A 25,796-nucleotide genomic window follows, 5' to 3' on the forward strand; every position below is an offset into this window, starting at 1 on the left:
CGCACTTATTTATTCAATTAATTTTTACAATGACTAAAAAAATACTTTCAACTATTTTAGTGGTATTTCTTGCTTTAGGATTTTCTTTGAATGCGGAAGCACAGCGAAAGAAGAAAAAAAACGCAAAAAAAGAAACTACTGCTAAAAAAGACAAACCTAAAAAGGGCGGTATACAACCTTATGAAAAGGTAGTTACCAAAAAACACAAAACAGACGAAGGTTTGTTTAAAGTTCACTCAAAAGATGCTAAATATTTATTTGAGATTCCAGATTCTCTTCTTAATCGTGAAATGCTTATGGTGACTAGAATTGCTAAAACAGCTAGCGGTATTGGTTTTGGTGGTGGAAAACAAAATACACAAGTGTTACGTTGGGTAAAAAACAAGAAACAAATTTTACTAAAAGTAGTTTCTCACAATGTTGTAGCAGACACCATTTTACCGGTACACGAAGCCGTTGTAAACTCTAATTTTGAGCCTATCCTATTTGCTTTTCCAATCAAAGCATTTAGCAAAGACTCAACAGCTACTGTAATTGATGCTAGCCCTCTTTTTGAAGGTGATGTAAAAGCAATTACTTTTCCACAAAGAAGCAGAAAACGTTATAAGATTTCTAAAATGGATAAAACGAGATCTTATATTGACAGAATTAGTAGTTATCCTCAAAACATAGAAGTTAGAAATGTGAAAACTTACATTGCTGGAAACCCTCCTTCAAATTCAAGTGTAGGTTCTGTAACTATGGAGTTGAGTAACTCTATGATTTTACTTCCTAAAACACCTATGAAAAGACGTTATTTTGACGAACGTGTAGGGTGGTTTACGAGTTCTCAAACAGATTACGGTTTAGATGTTCAAAAAAGTAAATCGGTTACCTATTTAGACAGATGGCGTTTAGAAGTAAAAGACGAAGATTTAGAAAAGTTTAAAAGAGGTGAATTAGTAGAGCCTAAGAAGCAAATCGTATACTACATTGACAGGGCTACACCAAAAAAATGGCGTAAGTACATCAAACAAGGTATTGAAGATTGGCAAATTGCTTTTGAAGCAGCTGGATTTAAAAACGCCATCATCGCTAAAGATGCTCCTACTAAAGAAGAAGATCCTGATTGGAGCCCTGAAGATGTACGTTACTCTGTAGTTCGTTATTTAGCATCTCCAATTCCTAATGCGAATGGACCTCACGTTAGCGACCCTCGTTCAGGAGAAATTTTAGAATCTGACATTAACTGGTATCATAATGTAATGACTTTATTACACAACTGGTTTTTTGTACAAACAGCTGCAATCAATCCAGATGCAAGAGGAAATCAATTTAAAGATGAAGTTATGGGACGCTTAATCCGTTTTGTTTCTTCCCATGAAGTTGGACATACTTTAGGATTGCCTCACAACATGGGAAGTTCTGTTGCATATCCTGTAGATTCTTTACGTTCAGCTGAATTTACAAAAAAGAACGGAACGGCTCCTTCAATCATGGATTATGCTCGTTTTAACTATGTAGCACAACCAGAAGACAAAGGAGTTGCTTTAATGCCTAATATTGGACCTTATGATAAATATGCTATCAACTGGGGATACAGACCAATCTTAGATAAATCAGCTAAAGATGAAAAAACAATCTTAAATCAGTGGATTAAAGAAAAAGCAGGAAATCCTGTGTATAGATTCGGACACCAACAAGTTCGTAATATCATTGACCCTAGTTCTCAAACAGAAGATTTAGGTGACGATGCCATGAAAGCAAGTGCTTATGGTATTAAAAACTTACAACGTATTTTACCTCGTTTAGAAGAGTGGACTACTGAAGATGGTGAAACTTACGAAGAGTTAAAAACTATGTACGGACAAGTAGTTGGGCAATTTAATAGATATATGGGACATGTGAGTTCTAATATTGGTGGTGTATATGAATACTTTAAAACTGCCGATCAAGACGGTGCTGTATATATTCACGTTCCAAAAGAGCATCAAAAAAGAGCGTTAAAATTTGTAAATAACGAATTGTTTAAAACTCCTACTTGGTTAATTGATGAAAACATCATCAGTAAAACACAACACTCTGGAATTATTGAGCGTATTAGAGGTTTACAAGTACAAACCTTAAATAGGGTTTTAAAAACTGGAAGGTTAACTCGTATGATTGAGAATGAAACTTTAAACGGAACTAAAGCATATTCTCTTATTGAAATGATGGGTGATTTACGTAAAGGTATTTGGAGCGAAGTATACGCTAACAAAACTATTGATCCTTACCGTAGAAACTTACAACGTGCACATTTAGACAGATTGGACTTTTTACTAAACAAAGCAAAAGACCAAAAAGCACCAAGAAGTGATAGAGGCTATTTTAAACAAACAGCGGTTACTATCAATCAATCAGATATTAAACCTGTGGTAAGAGGAGAGCTAAAACGTTTACAAAAAGATATTAAACGTAGTATTCCTTCTACTCGTAACACAATAACCCGTTACCACTTACAAGATGCAGCAGATAGAATAGACACTATTCTAAACCCAAACAACTAATTTTTCTTACATAACAGCAATCTAGTAGATTGCTGTTATTTTTATACTTTTATTATACATCAACAAAACCAAATGAAAAAAAACTTAATTCTATTCTTTATAGTTGCAATTTCATTTGCTAGTTGTACTAAAAAAACAACAGTAAAGAAAGCTGAAAAGAAAGAAAACACTTACGTTAAAGACCATTACACTAAAAAAGAGGTGAAAATTACAATGAGAGATGGTGTAAAACTACACGCCACTATCTATTCACCAAAAGACACTAGTAAAACCTACCCTATTTTACTACAACGTACTCCGTATAGTTGCCAACCTTATGGAGAAGATAAATTTAGAAGGAAAATTGGTCCAAACCCAGTTTTAATGAAAGAAGGAAACATCATAGTATATCAAGATGTTCGCGGACGTTGGATGAGTGAAGGAGTGTATGACAATATGCGTGCTTACATTCCTAATAAAACAGAAAAACAAACCGATGAAACTACCGATACCTATGACACTATCGATTGGCTAGTGAACAATGTAGCAAACAATAATGGTAAGGTAGGTACATGGGGAATTTCATACCCTGGTCATTATGCTACTGTTTCAACCATTGATGCACACCCTGCTTTAAAAGCTGCTTCACCACAAGCGTGTATTGGTGATTTCTTTTTTGACGATTTTCATCATAACGGAGCTTTTTTATTAAGCTATTTCAAAGCTATTTCTTTATTCGGAACTTACAAAGAACAACCAACTGATTCTGCTTGGTACTCGTTTCCTGACATGAAAACTCAAGACCAATATCAGTTTTTCTTAGATAAAGGGCCATTAAAAAACTTAAACGAATATTTTCAATACGATAAGCTAGACACCAAAGTTTCCGACAATAAGGAGCGTATTGATGATTTCTTTTGGAAGGAAATTGTAGAACACCCTAATTACGACTCTGTATGGCAAAGCAAAGGAATTATCCAACATTTAGATAAAGTTCCTTCTACCGTAGCAACAATGATTGTTGGAGGCTGGTTTGATGCAGAGGACTTATACGGGCCTTTAGAAACTTACAAAAACATTGAAAAAAATCAACCAAACAACTATAATACAATTGTTTTTGGACCTTGGGATCATGGCGGATGGTCTAGAAATAAAGTAGCTAACAAAGTTGGTAACTACTACTTTGGAGATTCTATCTCTTTAAAATTCCAAAAAGAAGTAGAAACAAAATTCTTTAACCACTTCTTAAAAGGTGATGGTTCTAAAAACTCTGGATTACCAGAAGCCTATGTTTTTGATACAGGTAAAAAAACGTGGAAATCATACGATGTATGGCCACCAAAAAATGCTCAAAAACAAACATTTTTCCTTTCAGAAAATCAAGAATTAACGGCAACTCAAAAAGGAATAGATAAAGTTAGTTTTATTAGTGATGTTAAGCGACCTGTGCCTTATTCAGAAGATATTAAAACGGTGTTTACTCCGCGTAAATATATGACAGACGATCAGCGTTTTGCTGCTCGAAGACCTGATGTATTGGTATTTGAAACAGAGATATTAACAGAAGATTTTACCCTTGCTGGTGATATTTTAGCAAAGCTACAAGTAGCTACTACAGGTTCAGCAGCCGATTGGATTGTGAAGGTTGTTGATGTGCATCCTGCTGATTTAAAAAACGACAACAAAGAAATGCAATCACATTTAAAACTAAGCAACTACCACTTAATGGTACGTAGTGAAGTAATGCGTGGACGTTTTAGAAATAGTTTTTCAAATCCAGAACCTTTTACACCAAATAAGAAAACAGCCGTAAACATTAAACTACAAGATGTTTTCCATACGTTTAAAAAAGGGCATAAAGTGCAAATACAAGTACAAAGTACTTGGTTTCCTTTAATTGATTTGAATCCGCAAACCTATGTAGACAATATTTACAAAGCAGACGAAAAAGATTTTAAAACACAAACACACTCAGTATTTACCGATTCTAGTATAGAATTTACAGTGTTAAAATAACAACAAACTTTTTTCTATTTAAAAACTCACAACACTTAAGTATTGTGAGTTTTTTTTATTTTAGAATTTATAACTCTAAATAACAATACGTACCTTTATCTTTAAATAATAATGTATTTTATGAACTGGATTTATTTAATTATAGCTGGTATTTTTGAAATAGGATGGCCTTTAGGCTTAAAGCTTTCTCAAAACGTTCAATATAAATTCTTAGGCATTTGTATGGCTATTATTTGTATGGCTACCAGTGGATATTTTTTATGGTTAGCTCAAAAAACAATTCCTATGGGAACAGCTTATGCTGTTTGGACAGGTATAGGCGCTGTAGGCACTTTACTTGTTGGTATTATATTTTTAGGAGACTCAGCCAACATTTGGCGTCTTATTTCTGCATCATTAATTGTATTTGGAATAGTAGGACTAAAACTAGCCAATTAAATTATTATTTTATTCTCAAAAAAAACTAACTGTGCCTAAAAAATATTTTTTCCTTCTTTTTTTAAACATTCATTTTATAACATACGGACAAGAGAATTACCCTTTTCCTCCTAAAAACTCTAATAGCCTTTTTTACATACAACACAGCAATAATTTTAACACATATGTATACGATGTTAATCTTAAAAACTCTAAGTTAAACACCAAAAAGCCTATCAAAGAATACAGAATACTATATACCAAAAATGCTGAAGTTAAGCCTCTAACTCCAACACAAAAAAGGCTTGCTTATGGTATGGTATTGCTTAATGCAGATGATAATTCTTTTAAATTTAGGCTAGCTGCTTCTTCAAAACTTGTTTTTAATTTAGAGAAAAAAAACAATCATTACAAAATTTTTGTAAACCATAATACAACAAAAATATACCTAGACAGAATGTTCTTAAATATTAATGGAACTGGTTTAAGTACTGAAATAAAATCGGTTATTCTTTACGGAAAAGACTACAATACCAATAAAAAAATTGAAATTAAAGTTGAAGACTTTTAAACGATAAAACAATCTTATATAAATCTAGACACAAAAATTGATCTTTGAGTTTAATTTAAAATACTAGGTGATAATCCCTCCTGTTAGAACTTTTTAACGCTACTACAGGAGAGGTGATTCACACCATTCATTCGGGCAGTATACAAATGCTGACCGATGTATAACTGGAACCTACCTCAAACGGTGATGGAAGCAAAACCTGACCCTGCTTATTCTACTTGGGGTGGTGGCTCTGGTGTCGTAGTAGTTTACGGAATAGCCAAACCTGCTCAAACTCCGCTTGCTGGTCCAGTGAATGCTGTTTAAAATCTATAATACTAAATAAGCGTCTGTTTTAAGAACGCTTATTTAACTAACCCTTTTGAATTAAACTCTTGTACTCTTTTTATTTTTTTATATTTGAGAAGTTTAGGAATTAAAAATAGTCTGGATATATTAAAAATATCCTTATATCTATGTGTTATACAACATTTGACAAAAAAAATGGAAACTGAAACAATAAACTCTTTATTACCAGCGACAATTACATTGATTGTAACTTCTCTTTTTGGATTGTTAGTTGGAATATTGACTGAGAAATTTAAGAATAGACTGAGAATTATAACCTACGAAATTTACACTCAGAATTTAAAGCCAAATTTATCAAAGAATCTTATCGGTAATTTGAAAATATCCCTAAATGAAAGAGAAATTGACTCATTGAGAACTGCGTATGTCGAGTTTGAAAATAAAAATAATGTTGACTTAGAAAATATTGCAATAAGGTTTAATATCAGTCAAGGTGCAGTTTTTCAAGGAAGTGAAGGATACGTGAAAAATAGACTTTCTTGGCTCAATTGGACTGAACAGCATAATGAAATCTTCCAAAATGTTCTATCTAAATATAATGCTCTACCAACTGATGAAAATGGGGTAAAGCAAATTCCAGATAATTTACAGAACCTAATTAATTATGTTAATCAGAACCAAGAATATTTAATCCCAGTATTTAACAGAAATGATACTGCTCATTTTAACTTTTTGTTTGAAGACCCGTTAGATGGGAGTACAGCTATTTTATATACTTCAATTAATCACAAGTCTGTCAGACTGGAAAGAAAAGTGGATGATGATAAAGTAGCCAAGAAAAATTTATGGACAGCAGTAGGAATAGGAATAGCGCTTGTAGTAATTATACTTGCGATACTTTCGCTCAATTACCCAGAGCAAAAGTCATTGATTATTGTATCAGGTGTTGTTGGTTTTTCGTATTCTATTGTTGGCTATTTAATATTGGGAATTTATAAACGAATTAGAGATTACTTTAAATAAAAACATTGTACAACAATGGTTATAAGTAATTGTTTAACCATACAACTACTCTTAATTGAGACCTTTGTACACAATATCTAACACACAAAAATAAGATTGAAAAATAAAAATATTGATTGCCATAAAAATGACTTTATAGAAAGCTGGAATTCGATTGAAGAATTTTATAGCTCTTTTTCTGATGATTGGAGTTCAAGTGGAGAAGATGCAATAAGGTTAATAAAAAAAATGCGAGAATTGGGGCTTGATGAAAAAGTAAGAGCTGGACAATCATTATGGTTTTTTTTATTATCTAGAAATAGAAATCATGGCTTAGATAAAGAACCTTATATCCAAATAACATTTCTGGGAAATAATAAAATGAATATCAAGTCAAATTTTGACGGAGAAGAAATAAGACAAGAATCTGAAGTTCATTATAATGGATACCTCGAAAAAATGATTAATAAATTATTAGAGCAAGAAATAATATTAAATGAATATGAAGAAGAAGATTTTGACTCCTTTTTTGCTTCTTTAGGTGATGATTAACACTAAGATAAGTATAGAAAGTACTGTGTACAACAATCTATAACCACAATTACGGCGGATTCGATTACGTCCAAATCCACTCGAAATTGCTAACGTCTGTGCTAAACCAAAAATAAACGCTAATTTAACCCGTAACTAACGGTTATACGATACCGTTGTAGCTAATTAAAATGATAATCAAAAAGGAAATAAGAAATAGTAATGAGCTCTACCTCTACTTCAATGGAAAGTTGATTTATAAAAGATGGTTGAATTTAGGTTACGGAAAAGTTTTTGATAAACAAGCTTTTGGAAAATATACTGATTATAGTATTACTGATTTTGACCTTGATGAAACGCCTGAATTAATTCACGTAAAAGCAAATCTAAAATTAACTCCCTCCGAAAAAGGAGGACGAAAAACTGGCATTAAAAAGGGATACAGACCAAACCACGTTTTTGAATATCAACCAAATGGACAATTTAAATATGCATATATGGGAGATATTCAATTTGACCAAACAGAATGGATTATGCCTGGAGAAACTAAAGAGGTTTTAGTTAGATTTTTATCTAGACAACCTATCGATCCATACATGAATATTGGAAGAAAATGGTGGATTCACGAAGGTCTGAATAAAGTTGGGAAGGCTGAGATTATTAAAATTGAATTACCAAAAACAGAATGAAAAAATTTAATCTATTTTGGCATAATATTGAAATAGGAACTTTGATAGAAACGAATTGGGACATGCGAAGTTCAGGTAATATTCAATTCAAATTGAATTATAAACAAAAAGCAGATGAGAACACTCATTTATGTAATTTTATTAAGTATTCAATTCTAGCAAGTAAATATCTAGAAAACGGTGACGAGGAGAACTATAATAAGATATGTAAAGAAGAACTAATATACCTTGACCTTATTAATAGTTCGGAATGGAAGCTCATAAATGAGAAAAATGAAATAATTAAAATTTTATGTCCAATATTTCATGATAATAATGAAATAACGTGGCAACGGGATTATTAATAACAATTAAAAAATACATTTTACACAAGACATTAGTAAATGTTTGAAATGACAATCGAACAGAATATTGATAATTGTAGGTTTAACGGAAAAATTGACTCAACTGTAGTTAATGATATTGAAGAAACACTTAAAATAAATATCCCGAAAAATTATCGCGACTTTATTGAAAATTATGATTCTGGAAATAGCTGCTACAGATTTTAATGATTTAATTTAAAAAAAATTAAAAGAACAATTATAAGAACATTTGCAAACTATTATTAACTCCTTGTTCTCACAACCACCTCAAAAACTCCTCTCTAGGAATTTCTCTCGCGCCTAAACTGGCTAAATGATCGTTATATACTTGACAATCGATGAGTTTGTAGCCTCCCTTTTTAGCTAAATGGATAAACGCAACTTTGCTCATATTACTTACTTTGCTAAACATACTTTCGCCACAAAATACCCCGTTTCCTAAATCTACTCCATACAAACCTGCAACTAATTTACCGTCTATCCATACCTCAATAGATTTTGCATAGCCTTTATCGTGTAGGTTTATATAAGCATCTTCCATTTCATCGGTAATCCAAGTACCTAATTGATCAAAACGATTGATGTGTCGGCAATTAAAAATCACCTCATCAAAAGCTTTGTTTTCCGTTATCGTAAAACCACCTTTTCGCAATACCTGTTTCATTGATTTGGAAATCTTCACCTCCTCAGGAAACAACACCATACGCTCCCATGGAGAATACCAAACAATCGGCTCCCCTTCATTAAACCACGGAAAAATTCCATGTTGGTAGGCATACACCAATCGTTCAGCCGATAAATCACCGCCCAAAGCCAGTAAACCATCATCAGTAGCCAACTCATACGGAGGAAACTCTATTTTTTCAGAAAGCCAAATCATTCGTTATATTCTTTTTTACAAAAATACTATATCCGCCAATTCAACATCAACGTTTTATCAATAAAAGAGACTATTCAATAAAACAAAGTATAGTCACCATCAGCGAAGCTCGCTGACGTTTCCTCAACATAACGGAGCCATCAGCGTGACGCGCTGGCGTTTCCTCAACACAACGGAATCATCAGCGTGACGCGCTGGCGTTTCCTCAACACAACGAAACCATCAGCGTGACGCGCTGACGTTTCCTCAACACAACGAAACCATCAACGTGACGCGCTGATGTTTCCTCAATAAACTCTTAAAACAACGTAAGTCCTAACAAATAAATTACGCTACCTACCACCATTGCAATTAACGTATAGGGTAAAATTTCTTTTGCTTTTAGTTTCGTAATTCCTAATAAAGGTAATGCCCAAAAAGGCTGTAGCATATTCGTTATTTGGTCTCCGTATGCTAGTGCCATAATTGCTTTAGGCAACGGAACCCCTAATTTTAATGCACTTTCTACCACAATAGGACCTTGTACAACCCACTGTCCTCCCCCACTTGGCACAAAAACATTAACCAAACCAGCACTAAAAAATGTAAATATGGGTAAGGTCGTTGCCGTTGCTATAGGCACGAAAAAGTCAGAAATTAAAGTAACCATTCCCGTACTTTTCATCACGCCCATAATACCAAAATACAATGGAAACTGAATTAAAATTCCAGATACATCACTAATTGACTCTCCCACAGCATTGGTAAACTTTTTAAAACTTCCGTGTAGTATAATTCCTAATCCTAACATAAAAAAGTTAATTAGGTTAGGCGTAATTTTTAACTGCTGAATGTCTGCCCAATAACGATAACCAAACGCCACTAAAATCAACACACCAAAAGCAATGGCTAACCATTGAGAACTATCCAACCTTTCTGCTTGGGTACTAACCTTTTCATCAGTATGCATTTTATATTCTGGTAAATTAATCGCCGTTGGAGCTGCTTTCTTCCCTAAAAAATAAAAAGTTGCCGATACCGCCGCTACTACCACGAAAAAAATTAGCAAATTCCACCAACTAAAAATCGTTTGAGAATAATCAATCACATCAGGTATTTGAGCTAAAACCTCATCCGAAGAAACTGATTGCATAATACTTTTTATATGTCCGCTTTCGTTAATTTTTATGGGTGCAGAACCTGAAATTCCACCATGCCAAACCATCAATCCCATATAACCTGCCGCTCCAATAATTGGATAATTTAGTTTGATATTGTGTTGTTGTGCATGTTCTGCTACTTTACGTGCCAACAAAGCTCCAAAGATGAGCCCTAACCCCCAATTAAAAAAAGCTACCAACATGGTAGTACAACTTACAATAGCTGCACTATTTGCTGTGTTGGTACAGAATTTTGTTACTTTTAAAATTAAATTACTCACAGGTTTACTCAACACCAATACATGCCCTAAAACCAAAATCAACATCATTTGATAGGCAAAAACAAGTAATCCGTTAGACCAAATTCCGTTTTCCCAAAATTGTAACACCTCTAAAGAATAGTTTACTACTGAGCTTTCTGCTGGTTTTGTAAAAAACAGTGCTAGTAAAAGTGTTACGAGCGTTAATAATATAGCGATGGTAAAAGGTGAGGGTAAATATTTTTTAAAAACATTTTCTATAACCTGCGTAATTTTCATAGTGTAGGGTTTGATTTGCTAAAATAATTAAATAGACTGAATCTTATTTTAACTAGTTTTGCAATATGGTTAAAGAACTTCAATTACGTGTTAATCTAGTAGAAGAACGCAAAGACAATATATTACAGCTAAAAGCTGCTAAAAAGCTAGGTATTCCTATTGCTGATATTACTAGCCTAAAGGTATTACGTAAATCGATTGATGCACGTAAAAAGGAAGTTATTTTTAATTATAAAGTAGCGGTGTATATTAACGAACCGCAACCTGATACTCCTGATTATATTTTTGAATATCAAGACGTATCGAATGCTAAAGAAATTCATATTGTAGGTTTTGGTCCTGCGGGAATGTATGCAGCACTTCGTTGTATTGAATTAGGATACAAACCTATTGTGTTAGAACGTGGTAAAAATGTACAAGATCGTCGTAGAGATTTACGTGCTATTAACCAATTTCATGAGGTAAACCCAGACTCTAACTATTGTTTTGGTGAAGGTGGTGCAGGAACGTATTCTGACGGTAAGTTATATACAAGAAGTTTAAAGCGTGGTGATGTTCGTAAAATATTTGAAAACTTAGTATATCACGGTGCTACCGATCAAATTTTAGTCGATGCACATCCGCACATAGGAACTAACAAACTTCCGAAGATTATTCAAAATATTCGCGAAACGATTTTAAAACATGGGGGTGAAGTTCATTTTGAAACCCGTGTGACCGATTTTATTGTTAAAAACAACAAACTACAAGCCATACAGTTACAAAATGGTTCTGAAATGGCTGTAAATGCTGTTGTTTTAGCTACTGGGCATTCTGCAAGAGATATATACGAGCTATTGCATAAAAAAGACATTTTACTAAAAGCTAAATCGTTTGCTATGGGGGTTCGTGTAGAGCATCCGCAAGAAATTATCGATCAAATTCAATATAGTTGTTCAGGTAAACGTGATGAGTTATTGCCTGCTGCTGCGTATAGTTTAGTACACCAAGTAGGAAACCGTGGAGTGTATTCATTCTGTATGTGTCCTGGTGGATTCATTGTTCCTGCGGCAACTGCTAATGGTGAAGTGGTGGTAAACGGAATGTCACCATCGCGTCGTAATAACAAGTTTGCCAACTCGGGTATTGTCGTTGAAATTAATGTTGATAAAGATTTACCTAAGTATGAAAAATACGGAGTTTTAAAAGGCTTACAATATCAAAAAGATTTAGAAAAGTTAGCGTTTAACGCAGGCGGAAAAAGTCAGGTTGCTCCAGCGCAACGTTTAACCGATTTTGTGGAAGGTAGATTGTCTTCTTCTTTAAATGACTGTTCGTATCAACCCGGATTAAATTCTTCTCCGCTACATTCGTTACTTCCTAAATTAATTGGAAGCAGATTACGTAAAGGTTTTGCGGCTTTCGGACAAAAAATGCACGGGTACTATACTGCGGAAGCAAACATTGTTGGAGTGGAGTCTAGAACCTCATCGCCTGTAAATATTCCTAGAAAAGAAAACCTTGAACATCCACAAATTGATGGGCTCTTTCCTTGTGGTGAAGGTGGTGGTTATGCCGGTGGTATTATTTCAGCTGCTATGGACGGTGAACGTTGTGCTGAGGCTGCTATTACAAACCTGTAATAATTAACAACTATTTGTTAGTGTAATTTCTAATTACCTCGTACTTTTGCTATTCCTAAAAATTAGATGCTTTTTTTAGCGATGAGTAAAAAGAATAAAAAAAATAACAAAAAGAAAATAGATAAACCGCATTATAAACGTTTACACAACTATTATAATCGCACTGGTTTTTATATGTTTATATGGGTAAGCTTAAAAAAAGCTTTCTGGCCAATTGTAGGCGTTATTGTAGGGTTATTATTATTTAACAAGTATGTTTATAATATTAACGATGGTTTACAAACCATGACCGAAACCTTTTCTAGAACAGGAGTTTTAATTACTTTTTTTATCTCTGAAACAATTTTAGGATTAATTCCGCCAGAAATTTTCATCGCATGGTCTAAGAAAACTGAAGATCCTATTGTAAATATTTCTTTGTTAGCTACCTTATCTTATTTAGGAGGTTTGTGTGCTTATTTTATAGGAAGAGCTTCTTTAAAGATTGACTCTGTAAGAAATTATTTAGAGGTTAAAATGGCTAAAAACCTTAAAAACACAAGTAAATGGGGAGGTTTTTTAATTTTGGTAGGTGCACTATTACCACTACCCTTTGCCATTAGCTGTTTAACTGCTGGTATGATTAAATATCCTTTTAAAAATGTAGTTTTTGTAGGCTTATTTCGTTTTGCTCGTTTTGCTATTTATGCATGGGCTATTTTTTCAGTAGTAAATTAACTTAAAATAATTATGGGACTAACTAACAACGATATTTTTAAAAAGCTACGAGTAGCACATAAATTAAGAGATACTGATATTATTGACATCTGCTCTTTGGTAGATTTTAAAGTTTCTAAATCGGAAATCAACGCTATTTTTAGAAAAGAAGATCACCCTAAGTATATGGAATGTGGCGATCAGTTTTTACGTAACTTTTTAAACGGATTAATTATTCATTTAAGAGGTCCGATGCCTGAGAAAAAGCCAACAAAAAAGTAACCACACCACTAACACTTATAATTAAAAAACCTTCTGATTTAATATCAGAAGGTTTTTATTTTCCCCTTAAATTTTTCAATCAATAATTATTTATTGAATGATTATACTACAAATATATAACTGACTTTTAACTTATTAAAAGGGATAACCGTAAGTAAATATGTAGTTTTCCGCAAAACATAAAAAGAGCGCAAATTTTGCGCTCTTTTTTGTTGTATTCATATTTTTTCTAAGTATTCTTAGAAAGGTAGGTCATCTGGTTCGTTTGCAGATAAATCTGGAGCTGGTTCAAATTGATCAGCAGGTGGAATGTTTTGAGGAGCTGCTTGTGCTAAGTTTTCAATTCTCCATCCTTGAACAGAATTAAAGTATTTTGCTTCTCCTTGTGGGTTAATCCATTCTCTTCCTCTTAAATTAATAGAAACCTTTACATCTTGCCCTACTTGATAATTATTTAATAAATCACATTTATCTTGAATAAACTCAATCATTATCATTTGTGGGTACTGCTCATCAGTAGTTACAACCATTTCACGCTTTCTAAATCCGTTAGATCCAAATGTTTGCGTTTCGTTAATTAATTTGATTTTCCCTATTACTTCCATTTCTTATCTATTTAATTAAAAGTACCTTCCAAGCACTTTCTACATCATTGTTTTGTAAATACTCTTGTGCAAAAGTATGTTTTTTTTCAGTTGAAATACCCACAAATTGTGAATGTTCTTTTGCAAAGTTATTAACAGCTTCTTCTGTAGGTAGCTGTTCTACATTACCTAACATCCCTAAATTATTTCCTGTTAATATACTACTGTTTCTTATTTCAGCAGGTATTTGGTCTACTCCAATTCCTAAGGTAGTTAGTGGTTTTGGTATTTCAAAAAAGCCATCTCTAGCTCTACTGTAATAATTCCCTCCTGCTCTGGCTACTAAATCTATTTTATGTTGATCTATACTGCCATCTTCTGCTAACACATTTTCGTTTACGTGTAGTTTTACTACTTCACACACAATTAAGTTTCCTGCTCCGCCTTCTTCACCTGTATAAATAATGTCTTTTACTTTACACTCAAATTGTACAGGAGATTCTGCTACTCTAAACGGCTTTACCTCATCTGAAGGTAACATTGTAAAACCAGCTTTTATAAATTCATTAACTCCTTTAGGATACATCGTACTACTCAACGACATTTGCTGAACAATATCGTAATTTACAATATTAATAACCACTTCTCTGGTTGCTTCAGCATTGTCTAACGTATGTTTGGTTTTATTTCCTCTTACACTACGTGCTGGAGAAAAAATCATAATTGGTGGGTTTGCCCCAAATACATTAAAAAAACTAAATGGTGATAAATTTGGGTTTCCATCTGCATCTACAGTACTTGCAAAAGCAATAGGTCTTGGAGCTACAGCTCCTAATAAATATCCATGAAGTTTAGAAGTTGGTATATCTTTAGGGTTTATTGATAACATTCTGTATAATTTTAGTGTAAATATACTACCTATTTATAAATTTAGTTATTCTAGATAATAGTTTATATTTGATTGATGGTTTTTTTTAGAAACACTTATTGGGTAAAACGTATTGCAATTAGTATTTCCTTACTTATCGTTTTATTTATTTTATGGAATACCTACGTGTTTTTTCAAAAATTTAAAAAAGATGAACGCGCTAAGATGGAGATTTATGCCACTGCTATTAAAGAAGTGGTATCTAACCCAAATTCAGATGGTAACTTTAACTTAGTAAACAAAGTTTATGAAACCATAGAGAATATTCCTTCTATTTTGGTTGATAAAGATGGACAGATAAAGCAGTTCCATAACTTAGATTCTATAAAATCTACAGACCCAAAGTATCTTCAACAGCAATTGAGCATTATGAAAAAACAGAATGAACCAATTGCTATAGAGTACTTAGGTATTAAAGAACATATTTACTACAGAAACTCTGATCTTTTATACAAACTTAAATACTACCCGCTCGCCTTAGTACTAATTTTAGGGTTATTCCTTACTATTATTTACATGGTGTACAAGTCTAACAAAGTTGCTGAACAAAATAAGTTGTGGACAGGAATGGCTAAAGAAACTGCGCATCAAATAGGAACGCCGCTTTCTTCTTTATTAGGTTGGGTAGCTATTTTACGTGCTGAGGATGTTAGCAGTGATTATGTTGATGAAATTGAAAAAGATGTGCGACGTTTAAATACCATCGCAAATCGTTTTTCTAAAATAGGGTCTCTACCAGAGTTAAAACCTTTCAACATTGTGTCGATTACTAAAGCTGCTTATGACTACTTAGAAAATAGAAGTTCTAAACAAATTTCTTTTTCTTTTACTACCGAAGCAAAAGAAATTCGCGCCAACCTAAATACCGAGTTATATGGTTGGGTAATAGAAAACTTAATTAAAAATGCTATTGATGCTATGCAAGGTAAAGGGAGTTTATCTGTTAGCATTAGTAAAAGTTCTAAGAATGTAAAAATTCTAATTACTGACACTGGTAAAGGAATTCCTAAAACACAGTTTTCACAAATATTCAACCCAGGGTTTACCACAAAAAAACGTGGTTGGGGACTTGGTTTATCGCTCTCTAAGCGTATTATTGAAGATTACCACAACGGAAAAATACACGTGTTAAAATCTGAAATAGGAAAAGGAACTACTTTTGAAATCTTATTGAATAAGGTTTAACTGTCTCTCTTTAGTTTGTTCATTAAAAAACCGTAAAAGAAGCCTCCTGCTCCCCATATAAGCGCTCCTACAAGCATTCTTTTTAATGTAATTTCCTCTCTATCATACCACGGAAAGAATATTACCATTATTATAAACATAATTACTCCCCAGGCTATCCCCTCTTTTATCCACTTTTTCATAGCTCTTTTTTATTTATTCAAAATTCTTAGCAATATCTTCTGCTACTGCTACAAACTCTTCATTTGTTAATTTTTCTTTCTTTACAAATCGGATATCCTCCATCGTTTGTAACGGAATTAAGTGTACATGTACATGAGGTACTTCTAAACCAATTACACTCATTCCTACGCGTTCACACGGAATTGTTTTTTCAATAGCTTTGGCTACTCTGTAAGAGAAAGACATTAATCCTTCGTACTCTTCTTTCGATAAATCAAATAGTTTATTTTCTTCACGTTTAGGAATTACTAACGTATGTCCTTTTGCATTTGGATTGATGTCTAAAAAAGCAAAATAGTTGTCATCTTCAGCTATTTTATACGATGGAATTTCTCCGTTAATTATTTTAGTAAAAATACTTGCCATGTCTTTTAAATTTAATTTTACAGTAAAAGTAAAAAAGAAATCGGGTTCTAGCGAAGCTAAAACCCGAATAAATCTTTACTCTTTTTGTATTTGTTTTTTCTCTTATCGAGAAATCTCCATTACTTCAAACTTCATAATTCCGTTAGGCACTTGTATTTCGGCAACATCACCTACTTTTTTACCTAACAATCCTTTACCTATTGGTGAGTTTACAGATAACTTTCCGTTTCTTACATCACTTTCGCTATCTGCTACCAGCGTATACGTAAACTCCATTCCGTTTACCGTATTTTTAATCTTCACTATTGAGTGGATTAAAATTTTAGAAGTGTCTAACTGACTTTCATCAATAACACGAGCATTAGCCACTACATTTTTTAGCTTTGCTATTTTTGTTTCTAGCAACGATTGCTCTTCTTTTGCAGCGTGGTATTCTGCATTCTCACTCAAATCTCCTTTATCACGAGCATCTGCAATTTCTTGAGAAACACGTGGTCTTTCTACTTGCTCTAAATGCGCTAATTCTTCTTTAAGTTTCTTTAATCCTTCTTCCGTATAATATGATACATTACTCATCTCTTCTCTCTTTTTAAAATCAACAAACTTTTATACACTTTCTTTAACGTTTTGTAAGAAGCATATAACTTTTCTTCCTATAACCCTGTGGGTTAAATTTAAAAATCTCACGCCGTTAGGAATGAGATTGTCTTACAAATGTACAAAATATTTGTAACTTCGTTGCGTTACAATAACAACTTCTATACTAAAAAATGAAAAAAATATTTTATTTATTTCTTGTTATAATTTGTTTTAGCTGTAGTGATAACACTCCTATTAACAACTGTTTTTCTGGAATAAAAATGAATGCTATTATTGATTTATCACTTCCAGAATTTAGTGGTTTATTAGTTCCTGGAGGAGAATCGCAAAACGTGATACAAGGGCGAAATGTTTTTATTTTTAGAACAGGAACTTCTGGTTACAGAGCTTTTGATCAACAATGTCCTGAACAAAACTGTAACTCTTTAATGACTTTCAACGGAGTTGAAATAACCTGTCCGTGTGATGACAAAAAGTATAACTACCTTTCAGGTGGTACTCCTTTAGATGGTGAAGGCTGCAATGCTTTAATGTATTTTGTTACTCCTATTAGTAACAATCAGTTAAGAATATCTCGTTAATACTATTTGTACTAACAATTAGATTCTTATTTTTGCAGCAACAACAACACAATTAACACATTTATCGTGAAAAACTACTTTTCTTCAGACTTTAAATTGGGTGTTCTAGGAGGCGGCCAATTGGGAAGAATGTTGCTTACCGAAACGCAAAAATTCGACATTTACACTGTTATTTTAGACGGAAACGCTGACGCTCCTTGCGCTCAGATATGTAACGAATTCCATCAAGGAGATTTATTAGATTATGATACTGTTTACAATTTTGGGAAACAAGTAGATTTGTTAACCATTGAAATTGAAAACGTAAATATTGATGCTTTAGATGCTTTAGAAGCTGAGGGATTAACCATTTTTCCAAAGCCTAAGAACTTAAGAACTATTCAAAATAAAGCACATCAAAAGGTGTTTTATCACGACAACAATATACCTACTGCTGATTTTTCTAGATTTACTTCTTTAGAAGAATTAAAACATGCTATAAGTAACGAAGCTGTTACATATCCTTTTGTATGGAAATCAGCTCGATTTGGATATGATGGTAATGGGGTAAAAATAGTTCGTGCTATCAGCGATTTAGAAAACCTACCTACTGGTGAGTGTATTGCTGAAAAGTTAATTCCTTTTAAAAATGAATTAGCTGTTATTGTTGCTAGAAATGCAAGCGGAGAAACTAAAACTTATCCTGTAGTTGAAATGGAATTTCACCCAGAAGCAAATCAGGTAGAGTATGTAATTTGTCCTGCTAGAATTGAAGATGCAGTTGCTAAAAAAGCGCGCGAAGTTGCTTTAAAAGTTGCGGATGCATTTGATTTTGTTGGATTGTTAGCTGTGGAAATGTTCCAAACTGAAAATAACGAAATTTTAGTTAATGAAGCGGCTCCAAGAACTCATAATTCAGGGCATTATTCTATTGAAGCAAGTTATACTAGCCAATTTGAACAACACTTACGTAGCATCTTAAACCTTCCATTAGGAAATACCGAAAGTAAAGTAGCTGGAATTATGGTGAATTTAGTGGGGGCAGAAGGCTATACTGGTGATGTAGTATACGAAAACATTGAAGAAATTTTAAAGATTGACGGCGTTACTCCTCACATCTACGGAAAAAAGACAACCAAACCTTTCCGTAAAATGGGACACGTAACTATTGTGAATGAAGATATAAATGAGGCGAGAAAAGTCGCTCAACAAGTAAAAGAAACTATTAAGGTAATAGCAAAATAACCTCTCGACTACGTTCGAGATGACAAAAACATAAATTTATGGTAGGAATTATCATGGGAAGCGATTCAGATCTTCCAATTATGCAAGAAGCAATTGATATTTTAGAGAGTTTTGATATTCAAGTTGAAGTAGATATTGTATCTGCACACAGAACTCCTGAAAAATTATTCGATTACGCTAACAATGCACACAAGCGTGGCATACAAGTTATTGTTGCCGGTGCTGGTGGTGCTGCTCATTTACCTGGAATGGTAGCCAGTATGAGTCCGTTACCAGTAATTGGAGTTCCTGTTAAAAGTAGAAACTCTATTGATGGTTGGGATTCTGTTTTATCTATTCTTCAAATGCCAGGGGGTGTTCCTGTGGCTACAGTTGCTTTAGACGGAGCAAAAAATGCAGGAATCTTAGCAGCTCAAATTATTGGAGCTTCAGACAAATGTGTGTTAGACAAAATTATCGCTTATAAAGAAGGCTTAAAACTGAAAGTTGAAAAAGCTTCTGAAAGCGTAAAAAAATAAGTACCTTAGTACAATATTAACTTGAAGACCTCACAGATTTTTTTATTTGTGAGGTTTCTTCAATTTTTTAAACTAAATTTTCATGACCAAAAATCCACTTTTACAAGATTTTAATACGCCTCCTTTTTCTCAAATTAAAGAAGAAGATTATAAACCCGCTATAAAAGAAGCTATACAAATAGCTAAAGACGAAATTGATGCTATTGTAGAAAACTCTGAAGCTCCAACTTTTGAAAACACTACAGTCGCTTTAGACAATACAGGTAATAAATTAGATAGAGCTACTTCTATCTTTTTCAACTTAAACTCCGCTGAGACAAATGAAGAAATTCAAAAGATAGCGAAAGATATTTCTCCTTGGTTAAGTGAGTTTAGAAACGATATGATTTTAAATGAGAGGTTGTTTAAACGTGTAAAAACTGTATACAATCAATTGTCTGATTTAAATCTGACTCCTGAACAAGAAATGTTGTTAGATAAGCAATACAAAAGCTTTGCACGTAATGGAGCGAATTTAAATGAAACTGACAAAGCAGAGCTTCGCAAAATTGATGCTGAGTTAGCAAAATTATCGTTACAGTTTGGTGAGCATGTGTTGGCTGAAACCAATGCTTTTGAATTATTAATTACCAATGAAGATGATTTAGCTGGCTTGCCAGAAAGCGCTAAAGAAGCTGCTAAAGAACTCGCTAACTCGAAAGATAAAGAGGGTTGGATGATTACCTTAGATTACCCAAGCTATATTCCTTTTATGACCTATGCTGATAATAGAGAATTGAGAAAAAAGTTAGCAATAGCTTTTGGTAAAAAAGGTTTCCAACAAAATGAATATAACAATGAGAAAATTGTAAAAGATATTGTAACCTTACGCCACAAACGTGCCAACCTATTAGGGTATAAAACCCACGCTCATTTTGTATTAGAAGAGCGTATGGCTGAAACTCCTGAAAAGGTTATGGAGTTTTTAAATGAATTGTTAGAAAAAGCGAAACCTGCTGCACAACGTGAATTTGATAATTTAGAGGCCTATGCTAAAAAACTAGACGGAATAGATCAATTACAAAAATGGGATGGTGCTTACTATTCTGAAAAGCTGAAAAAAGAGTTGTTTAACTTAGATCAAGAATTATTAAAACCTTATTTTAAGTTAGAGAATGTAATTGATGGTGTGTTTACTGTGGCTAACAAATTGTACAACTTACAGTTTGAAGAAATTGACACTATTGATAAGTATCATGAAGATGTTAAGACGTATGCTGTAACTGATACTGATGGTAATTTTGTTTCGTATTTTTATGCTGATTTTCATCCAAGACCAGGAAAACGTAACGGTGCGTGGATGACTTCTTACAAATCACAATATAGGAGTAACGATACTAACGAAAGACCACAAGTCTCTATCGTTTGTAACTTTACCAAACCAACACAAACCAAACCTTCTTTATTAACTTTTAACGAGGTTACTACCCTTTTCCACGAATTTGGTCATGCTTTACACGGAATGTTGGCAAATACTACTTATAAGAGCTTATCTGGAACTTCAGTTTCTTGGGATTTCGTGGAGTTACCTAGTCAGGTTTTAGAAAACTGGTGTTACGAAAAAGAAGCGTTGGAGTTGTTTGCAAAACATTACGAAACTGGAGCAATTATTCCTATGGAATATGTTGAGAAAATTAAAGAATCTGCGAGTTTCCATGAAGGAATGCAAACCCTGCGTCAATTAAGCTTCGGATTATTAGATATGTCTTGGCACTCTGGAGATTCTCCTGAAACCATTACTGATGTAAAAGAGTTTGAAACGAATGCTTTTGCTGAGACTAAATTATATCCTGATGTAGCAGAAAATTGTATGAGTACTTCCTTTTCTCATATTTTTCAAGGCGGATACTCAGCTGGATATTATTCATATAAATGGGCAGAGGTTTTAGATGCCGATGCTTTTGAATATTTTAAAGAGGAAGGTATTTTTAATAAAGAAGTTGCAGATAAATTTAAAAACAATGTATTATCTAAAGGCGGAACAGAAGAGCCTATGGAGTTATACAAACGTTTTAGAGGTAGAGAACCAAAACCTGATGCTTTATTAAGACGTGCTGGATTAATGAGCTAAATCTCTTTATTACTTTATCTAACAAAAACAGCTTCCTCTTATTAGAAAGAAGAAGCTGTTTTTTTTAATAAAAATTAACATAATTTAATATAAAAAAATACAACAAGCATTTATTTTTGCCATTTATCAGTTATAAAAAATGAGCTTATATAAAAATAGCATATTTCGTAAAATCACCTCTTTATCATTGGTGGTTCTTCTTATGCTTCCTATTCTTATAAAAGCTACTCATCATCATGATAATGAAGCACACCACCATAACTGTAAAGAAAAATCTACTCACTTGCACGAATCGGTAAACGACCATTGTGATATTTGTTATTTTTCTTTTGCTTCTTTTGATGTACCTACACAAAATTTCTCACCAGCTTTAGCTATTCTTCCTAGCAAGACGATAGTAGATAATTACAAGTCAATTATCTTACCTTCTTACCAATGTCTGAATAGAAAGCTTAGAGGACCTCCAACTTACTCATAACATACTAAATTTAGAACATACTTAACTTTCTTGTATTAAGAATTGTTGTAAATATATATGCATATAAACCTACTAAGTCTGTACTGTATTTACCACTTACTTTTTCTATTAGTTAACTATCTGTTCTATATTATTTAATCAATAGTTGAGCGCTTACAGTTCAACTACTACAATTCGTTTAATTTTATTTACAATGACAAAACAAAGCTTAGGTGCTTTATTTTGTGTATTGTTTCATACTATTCTTTTTGGTCAGAACACTAATTCTGTTACTATTAAGGTTATTGATGCAACAACACAAAGTGAGTTACCCAATGCTCACGTGAGTATCGGTTCAAAGCACGCATACACAAACACTAGAGGAAGTAGTACTTTTTTTAAACTTTTAAACAAAGAATACCTCTTAACTGTTACTCATGTTGGGTATGTTACTTATAAAGAAAGTATTTCTCCTACTAATTCAGTAATAGTTATTCCTCTAATACAAGACAATTCAGTATTAAATGAGGTGGTTATTGCACAAAACCCTAAAAAAACACTAACAAAGTTCTCTAGCAACACACAAAGGATTGATGTTGATTTTTTAGAGAAAAACAGGGATAATAGTTTAATGCAAACTCTTAAAGACATACCAGGAGTTAGTACAATAACTATAGGTTCTGGTCAATCCAAACCTACCATTAGAGGTTTAGGTTTTAATAGAATTGTTGTTGTTGAAAACGGTATAAAACACGAAGCACAACAATGGGGAGCCGACCATGGTTTGGAAATAGACCAATATAATATTGATAATATAGAGGTTACTAAAGGAGCCGCTTCTCTACTCTATGGTTCAGATGCAATATCGGGTGTAATTAGCCTGAAAAACAATTTACTATCTGATGTTAATTCCTTTACTGGTGAACTAAACCTTACCAATAGAAGTAACAACGATTTTTATGGAGTTTCTTTAGGTGTTAAACAACGTTATAATCATTGGTATTACAAAGCTAGAATAACTCATGAAGATTATGGCGATTATAAAGTTCCTACCAAAAAAATAACGTACGATAATTACATTTTTGATTTGCATAAAAATTACTTACGTAATACAGCAGGATTTAATCATAATGTTGGAGTTTCTATAGGTTATGTATCTGATAATATAAGCTCTATAACTTCTTTTAGTAATGTTAATTCTAAAAACGGTTTTTTCGCTAATGCTCATGGTCTGGAAGTGAGAACTTCTAAAATAGACTACGATGTTGACAATAGAGATATTGATTTACCATATCATAAGGTCAATCATTTTAAAATAACAAATAATACCAGTTTTCTATTCCCCAATTATACGTTAGATGTTGAGCTTGGGTTTCAAAATAATCATCGCGAAGAACACTCAGAACCTGTTCCACATGGTTATATGCCCAAGCCGTCATCTACAATGGAACGCTTATTTAAAAAGAATACCTATAGTCTTAATGTAAAAAGTCAATTACATAACTTTAATAAACATAAAGTTACTACAGGTGTTAATTTAGAGTATCAAGATAATACTATTGATGGTTGGGGGTTTCTTATTCCTGAATATACTCGTTTTACAGCTGGGGCTTTTGTGTACGATCAAATAAAACTCAACGACAAATTATATTTAGATGGTGGTGTACGTTACGATTATGGTATAATAAAAACACAGCCATATTACGAGTGGTTTTTATCTCCTGTTACTGACGAAAACGGAAACACTACTCAGCAACAACTACAGCGTTCAAAAAGAAAGAGCTTAACTTTTGGAAGTTTTAGTGCTTCAGCTGGATTAAGTTATGGACTTAAAAATACATCATATAAAATAAATATAGGCAAGAGTTTTAGAATTCCACTGGCAAACGAATTGGCTTCAGACGGAGTAAACTATCACATGTATCGATACGAAGAAGGAAGTCTTGACTTAGAACCTGAAAGTTCTTATCAAATAGATGGAGAGTTTAAAACTAACTTTAGTAGAGGATCTATTCAAGTCACGCCATTTGTCAATTATTTTGATAATTATATTTATTTAAGTCCAACGTCAGAGTATTACGAAACACTTCAGAAGTATCAATACAATCAAAGTCGTGTTTTTAGATATGGTGGCGAAATTATGGCGCAATATGAACCTATTGATAAATTATCTATTACAGGTTCTTTAGAATATGTAAAAGCAAGACAGTTAAGTGGAAAAAAGAAAAACTTCACACTTCCTTTTTCCCCTCCATTAACAGGAGTTGTTTCGCTTGAATACACATTGAATCCTTGGTCCACTTTTGGAGAAACTAAAATATTCTCTAGTGTACGATTAGTTTCGGATCAAAACAATATTGTTCCTCCTGAAAAAACTACAGGAGGGTATTCTTTATTTAACATCGGTTTACATACTAGTGTAGATCTTTTCTCAAAAAAGCAGCCTCTTAAAATTCAAGGTAGGCTAAATAATATTTTAAACAACAAAGTATTCGACCATACAAGCTTCTACAGACTGATAGAGGTTCCTGAACCTGGAAGAAACTTTTCAATAACAATTATACAAACATTTTAATTATTTAATTTTTTTAATCATGAAAAACACATTTAAATCAGCAATCTTATTTTTCGTAAGTCTTTTAATCATTTCTTGTAGTGATGAAGATAACATCCCAGATACTTTTGATGAAAATATTAATACACAAAATTTCAAAGGCTTGGAGTTAGGTAATTCTGATTTTGTTTTACCACAATCGAACATAGATGTTCATATTGAATTTGGCTATGAGGGTACTAGCAAAGTTTCTAAAATTTATTTTGACGTAGAAGCTTACGATGTTCCAAAAGTTAAAAACGGTGAACTAATTTGGGAGTTAAAAAACCATTTAGTACCTGTTGACCGATATGAAGGCCAATTAAACCCTCACATACATTACCATGTATATTTTGATGAAGAGAACAAGTACACTCCTTCTTTTACACCTGCTGAAGGGATTTATAAATTCAAAATTACTGTTGAACATGAAGACGGAACTAAAAGTGCTATTACTAAAAAGTTACATATCATTCAAAAATTTAAAGACTTAGAAATTGGTGAGAACAACTCAATCGCTTTTGGAAAAGATGAGTTACACACAGAGTTTGAATATGTTTCTGGTAATAATACTGTTACTGAAATTAAATATGAGTTTTGGTTCGAAGAATGGAGAGAAGGACAGAATGTTGAAGTTGGAAAGTGGGACAAAGTAATTACTGTTTTACCTAAAAATTTATATGAAGGAGTTAAAAACCCACACATACATTATCACTACGATTTAATTCCTGGAGCTCCTGTAGGAAACTACTGGTTAAACATTTACGCTAAAGAAAGTGGTGAAAGTGAAACAGTAAAGCTGTCTATTCCTCTTGAAATAAAATAATTATAACTAATTAAAGACTACTTGATTTTCTCAAGTAGTCTTTTATAAATAATAAACT

The 25,796-nt window shown here is 32.9% G+C and carries 27 protein-coding genes; 20 read left to right on the forward strand and 7 right to left on the reverse strand.

Translation table 11 applies throughout. The features are described from left to right. The first annotated feature begins 29 nt into the window (after nt 1-29). From ABMY20_RS01670 to ABMY20_RS01710, 9 genes are all read left to right on the forward strand, one after another. Nucleotides 30-2,528, forward strand: a complete 2,499-nt coding sequence (locus tag ABMY20_RS01670) for a zinc-dependent metalloprotease (protein ID WP_349264481.1) — start codon at nt 30-32, stop codon at nt 2,526-2,528. A 72-nt stretch (nt 2,529-2,600) separates the two neighbouring features. Beyond that, on the forward strand, nt 2,601-4,523 hold the full coding sequence (locus ABMY20_RS01675; protein WP_349264482.1) for a CocE/NonD family hydrolase: 1,923 nt from the start codon (nt 2,601-2,603) through the stop codon (nt 4,521-4,523). Between the two features lie 120 nt (nt 4,524-4,643). Continuing rightward, nucleotides 4,644-4,961, forward strand: a complete 318-nt coding sequence (locus tag ABMY20_RS01680) for a multidrug efflux SMR transporter (RefSeq protein ID WP_159489803.1) — start codon at nt 4,644-4,646, stop codon at nt 4,959-4,961. 31 nt (nt 4,962-4,992) lie between these two features. Beyond that, the gene (locus ABMY20_RS01685) at nt 4,993-5,511 is read left to right on the forward strand and encodes a DUF4833 domain-containing protein (RefSeq protein WP_239179183.1); all 519 of its coding nucleotides are present in this window, start codon (nt 4,993-4,995) and stop codon (nt 5,509-5,511) included. Nucleotides 5,512-5,667: 156 nt separating this feature from the next. Continuing rightward, nucleotides 5,668-5,817: a hypothetical protein gene (locus ABMY20_RS01690; RefSeq protein WP_349264483.1), complete on the forward strand. Its 150-nt coding sequence runs from the start codon at nt 5,668-5,670 to the stop codon at nt 5,815-5,817. A gap of 177 nt (nt 5,818-5,994) precedes the next feature. Continuing rightward, complete coding sequence (locus ABMY20_RS01695; protein ID WP_349264484.1) at nt 5,995-6,822, forward strand: hypothetical protein; 828 nt, start codon at nt 5,995-5,997, stop codon at nt 6,820-6,822. Nucleotides 6,823-6,918: 96 nt separating this feature from the next. Then, complete coding sequence (locus ABMY20_RS01700) at nt 6,919-7,353, forward strand: hypothetical protein (RefSeq protein WP_349264485.1); 435 nt, start codon at nt 6,919-6,921, stop codon at nt 7,351-7,353. A 248-nt stretch (nt 7,354-7,601) separates the two neighbouring features. Then, on the forward strand, nt 7,602-8,021 hold the full coding sequence (locus ABMY20_RS01705; protein ID WP_349264486.1) for a hypothetical protein: 420 nt from the start codon (nt 7,602-7,604) through the stop codon (nt 8,019-8,021). Nucleotides 8,022-8,413: 392 nt separating this feature from the next. After that, complete coding sequence (locus tag ABMY20_RS01710) at nt 8,414-8,572, forward strand: hypothetical protein (RefSeq protein ID WP_349264487.1); 159 nt, start codon at nt 8,414-8,416, stop codon at nt 8,570-8,572. Nucleotides 8,573-8,642: 70 nt separating this feature from the next. Here ABMY20_RS01710 and aat read toward each other — a convergent pair whose 3' ends face one another. Both aat and ABMY20_RS01720 read right to left on the reverse strand, forming a co-directional pair. Continuing rightward, nucleotides 8,643-9,266, reverse strand: a complete 624-nt coding sequence (aat, locus tag ABMY20_RS01715; protein ID WP_349264488.1) for a leucyl/phenylalanyl-tRNA--protein transferase — start codon at nt 9,264-9,266, stop codon at nt 8,643-8,645. 298 nt (nt 9,267-9,564) lie between these two features. Further along, nucleotides 9,565-10,944, reverse strand: coding sequence for a TIGR00366 family protein (locus ABMY20_RS01720; protein ID WP_349264489.1), 1,380 nt, complete (start codon nt 10,942-10,944; stop codon nt 9,565-9,567). A gap of 65 nt (nt 10,945-11,009) precedes the next feature. On the opposite strand from ABMY20_RS01720, the gene ABMY20_RS01725 reads away from it, so the two are divergent. From ABMY20_RS01725 to ABMY20_RS01735, 3 genes are all read left to right on the forward strand, one after another. Continuing rightward, nucleotides 11,010-12,566, forward strand: coding sequence for an FAD-dependent protein (locus tag ABMY20_RS01725; protein ID WP_349264490.1), 1,557 nt, complete (start codon nt 11,010-11,012; stop codon nt 12,564-12,566). An 81-nt stretch (nt 12,567-12,647) separates the two neighbouring features. Then, nucleotides 12,648-13,283 (forward strand): VTT domain-containing protein, encoded by a 636-nt coding sequence (locus ABMY20_RS01730; protein WP_047788676.1) that lies wholly within the window; start codon nt 12,648-12,650, stop codon nt 13,281-13,283. Nucleotides 13,284-13,295: 12 nt separating this feature from the next. Then, entirely contained in the window at nt 13,296-13,544 is a 249-nt protein-coding gene (locus ABMY20_RS01735; protein WP_073181707.1) for a DUF1456 family protein, read from the forward strand. 239 nt (nt 13,545-13,783) lie between these two features. On the opposite strand, the gene ABMY20_RS01740 is transcribed toward ABMY20_RS01735, so the two are convergent. Further along, complete coding sequence (locus ABMY20_RS01740; protein WP_047788508.1) at nt 13,784-14,149, reverse strand: DUF3127 domain-containing protein; 366 nt, start codon at nt 14,147-14,149, stop codon at nt 13,784-13,786. Nucleotides 14,150-14,156: 7 nt separating this feature from the next. Then, nucleotides 14,157-15,017: a flavin reductase family protein gene (locus tag ABMY20_RS01745; protein ID WP_167713211.1), complete on the reverse strand. Its 861-nt coding sequence runs from the start codon at nt 15,015-15,017 to the stop codon at nt 14,157-14,159. Between the two features lie 75 nt (nt 15,018-15,092). Here ABMY20_RS01745 and ABMY20_RS01750 point away from each other — a divergent pair, with 75 nt between their 5' ends. Then, nucleotides 15,093-16,241: a HAMP domain-containing sensor histidine kinase gene (locus ABMY20_RS01750; protein ID WP_349264491.1), complete on the forward strand. Its 1,149-nt coding sequence runs from the start codon at nt 15,093-15,095 to the stop codon at nt 16,239-16,241. Here ABMY20_RS01750 and ABMY20_RS01755 read toward each other — a convergent pair. The 3 genes from ABMY20_RS01755 to greA all read right to left on the reverse strand — a co-directional run bounded on the left by ABMY20_RS01755 (nt 16,238) and on the right by greA (nt 17,405). Beyond that, nucleotides 16,238-16,423, reverse strand: a complete 186-nt coding sequence (locus ABMY20_RS01755) for a hypothetical protein (protein ID WP_349264492.1) — start codon at nt 16,421-16,423, stop codon at nt 16,238-16,240. The two genes, ABMY20_RS01750 and ABMY20_RS01755, sit on opposite strands and share 4 nt — an antisense overlap. Before the next feature lie 13 nt (nt 16,424-16,436). Further along, nucleotides 16,437-16,829 (reverse strand): HIT family protein, encoded by a 393-nt coding sequence (locus tag ABMY20_RS01760; RefSeq protein WP_281979757.1) that lies wholly within the window; start codon nt 16,827-16,829, stop codon nt 16,437-16,439. 102 nt (nt 16,830-16,931) lie between these two features. Next, on the reverse strand, nt 16,932-17,405 hold the full coding sequence (greA, locus tag ABMY20_RS01765; RefSeq protein WP_125068825.1) for a transcription elongation factor GreA: 474 nt from the start codon (nt 17,403-17,405) through the stop codon (nt 16,932-16,934). Between the two features lie 194 nt (nt 17,406-17,599). Here greA and ABMY20_RS01770 point away from each other — a divergent pair, with 194 nt between their 5' ends. The 7 genes from ABMY20_RS01770 to ABMY20_RS01800 all read left to right on the forward strand — a co-directional run bounded on the left by ABMY20_RS01770 (nt 17,600) and on the right by ABMY20_RS01800 (nt 25,738). Then, complete coding sequence (locus ABMY20_RS01770) at nt 17,600-18,010, forward strand: Rieske 2Fe-2S domain-containing protein (RefSeq protein ID WP_073181714.1); 411 nt, start codon at nt 17,600-17,602, stop codon at nt 18,008-18,010. Between the two features lie 66 nt (nt 18,011-18,076). Next, nucleotides 18,077-19,234: a 5-(carboxyamino)imidazole ribonucleotide synthase gene (locus tag ABMY20_RS01775; RefSeq protein WP_349264493.1), complete on the forward strand. Its 1,158-nt coding sequence runs from the start codon at nt 18,077-18,079 to the stop codon at nt 19,232-19,234. Between the two features lie 38 nt (nt 19,235-19,272). Next, nucleotides 19,273-19,752 (forward strand): 5-(carboxyamino)imidazole ribonucleotide mutase, encoded by a 480-nt coding sequence (gene purE, locus ABMY20_RS01780; RefSeq protein WP_047788515.1) that lies wholly within the window; start codon nt 19,273-19,275, stop codon nt 19,750-19,752. An 82-nt stretch (nt 19,753-19,834) separates the two neighbouring features. Beyond that, complete coding sequence (locus ABMY20_RS01785; protein WP_349264494.1) at nt 19,835-21,862, forward strand: M3 family metallopeptidase; 2,028 nt, start codon at nt 19,835-19,837, stop codon at nt 21,860-21,862. A gap of 139 nt (nt 21,863-22,001) precedes the next feature. Then, complete coding sequence (locus tag ABMY20_RS01790) at nt 22,002-22,340, forward strand: hypothetical protein (RefSeq protein WP_047788517.1); 339 nt, start codon at nt 22,002-22,004, stop codon at nt 22,338-22,340. A gap of 193 nt (nt 22,341-22,533) precedes the next feature. Next, nucleotides 22,534-24,894, forward strand: a complete 2,361-nt coding sequence (locus ABMY20_RS01795) for a TonB-dependent receptor (protein WP_349264495.1) — start codon at nt 22,534-22,536, stop codon at nt 24,892-24,894. A gap of 19 nt (nt 24,895-24,913) precedes the next feature. Continuing rightward, on the forward strand, nt 24,914-25,738 hold the full coding sequence (locus tag ABMY20_RS01800) for a hypothetical protein (protein WP_159613475.1): 825 nt from the start codon (nt 24,914-24,916) through the stop codon (nt 25,736-25,738). Nucleotides 25,739-25,796: the final 58 nt, after the last annotated feature.

This window comes from Tenacibaculum sp. SSH1-16 (genome assembly GCF_040104435.1).
In the GTDB taxonomy this organism is placed as follows: Bacteria; Bacteroidota; Bacteroidia; order Flavobacteriales; family Flavobacteriaceae; genus Polaribacter; species Polaribacter mesophilus.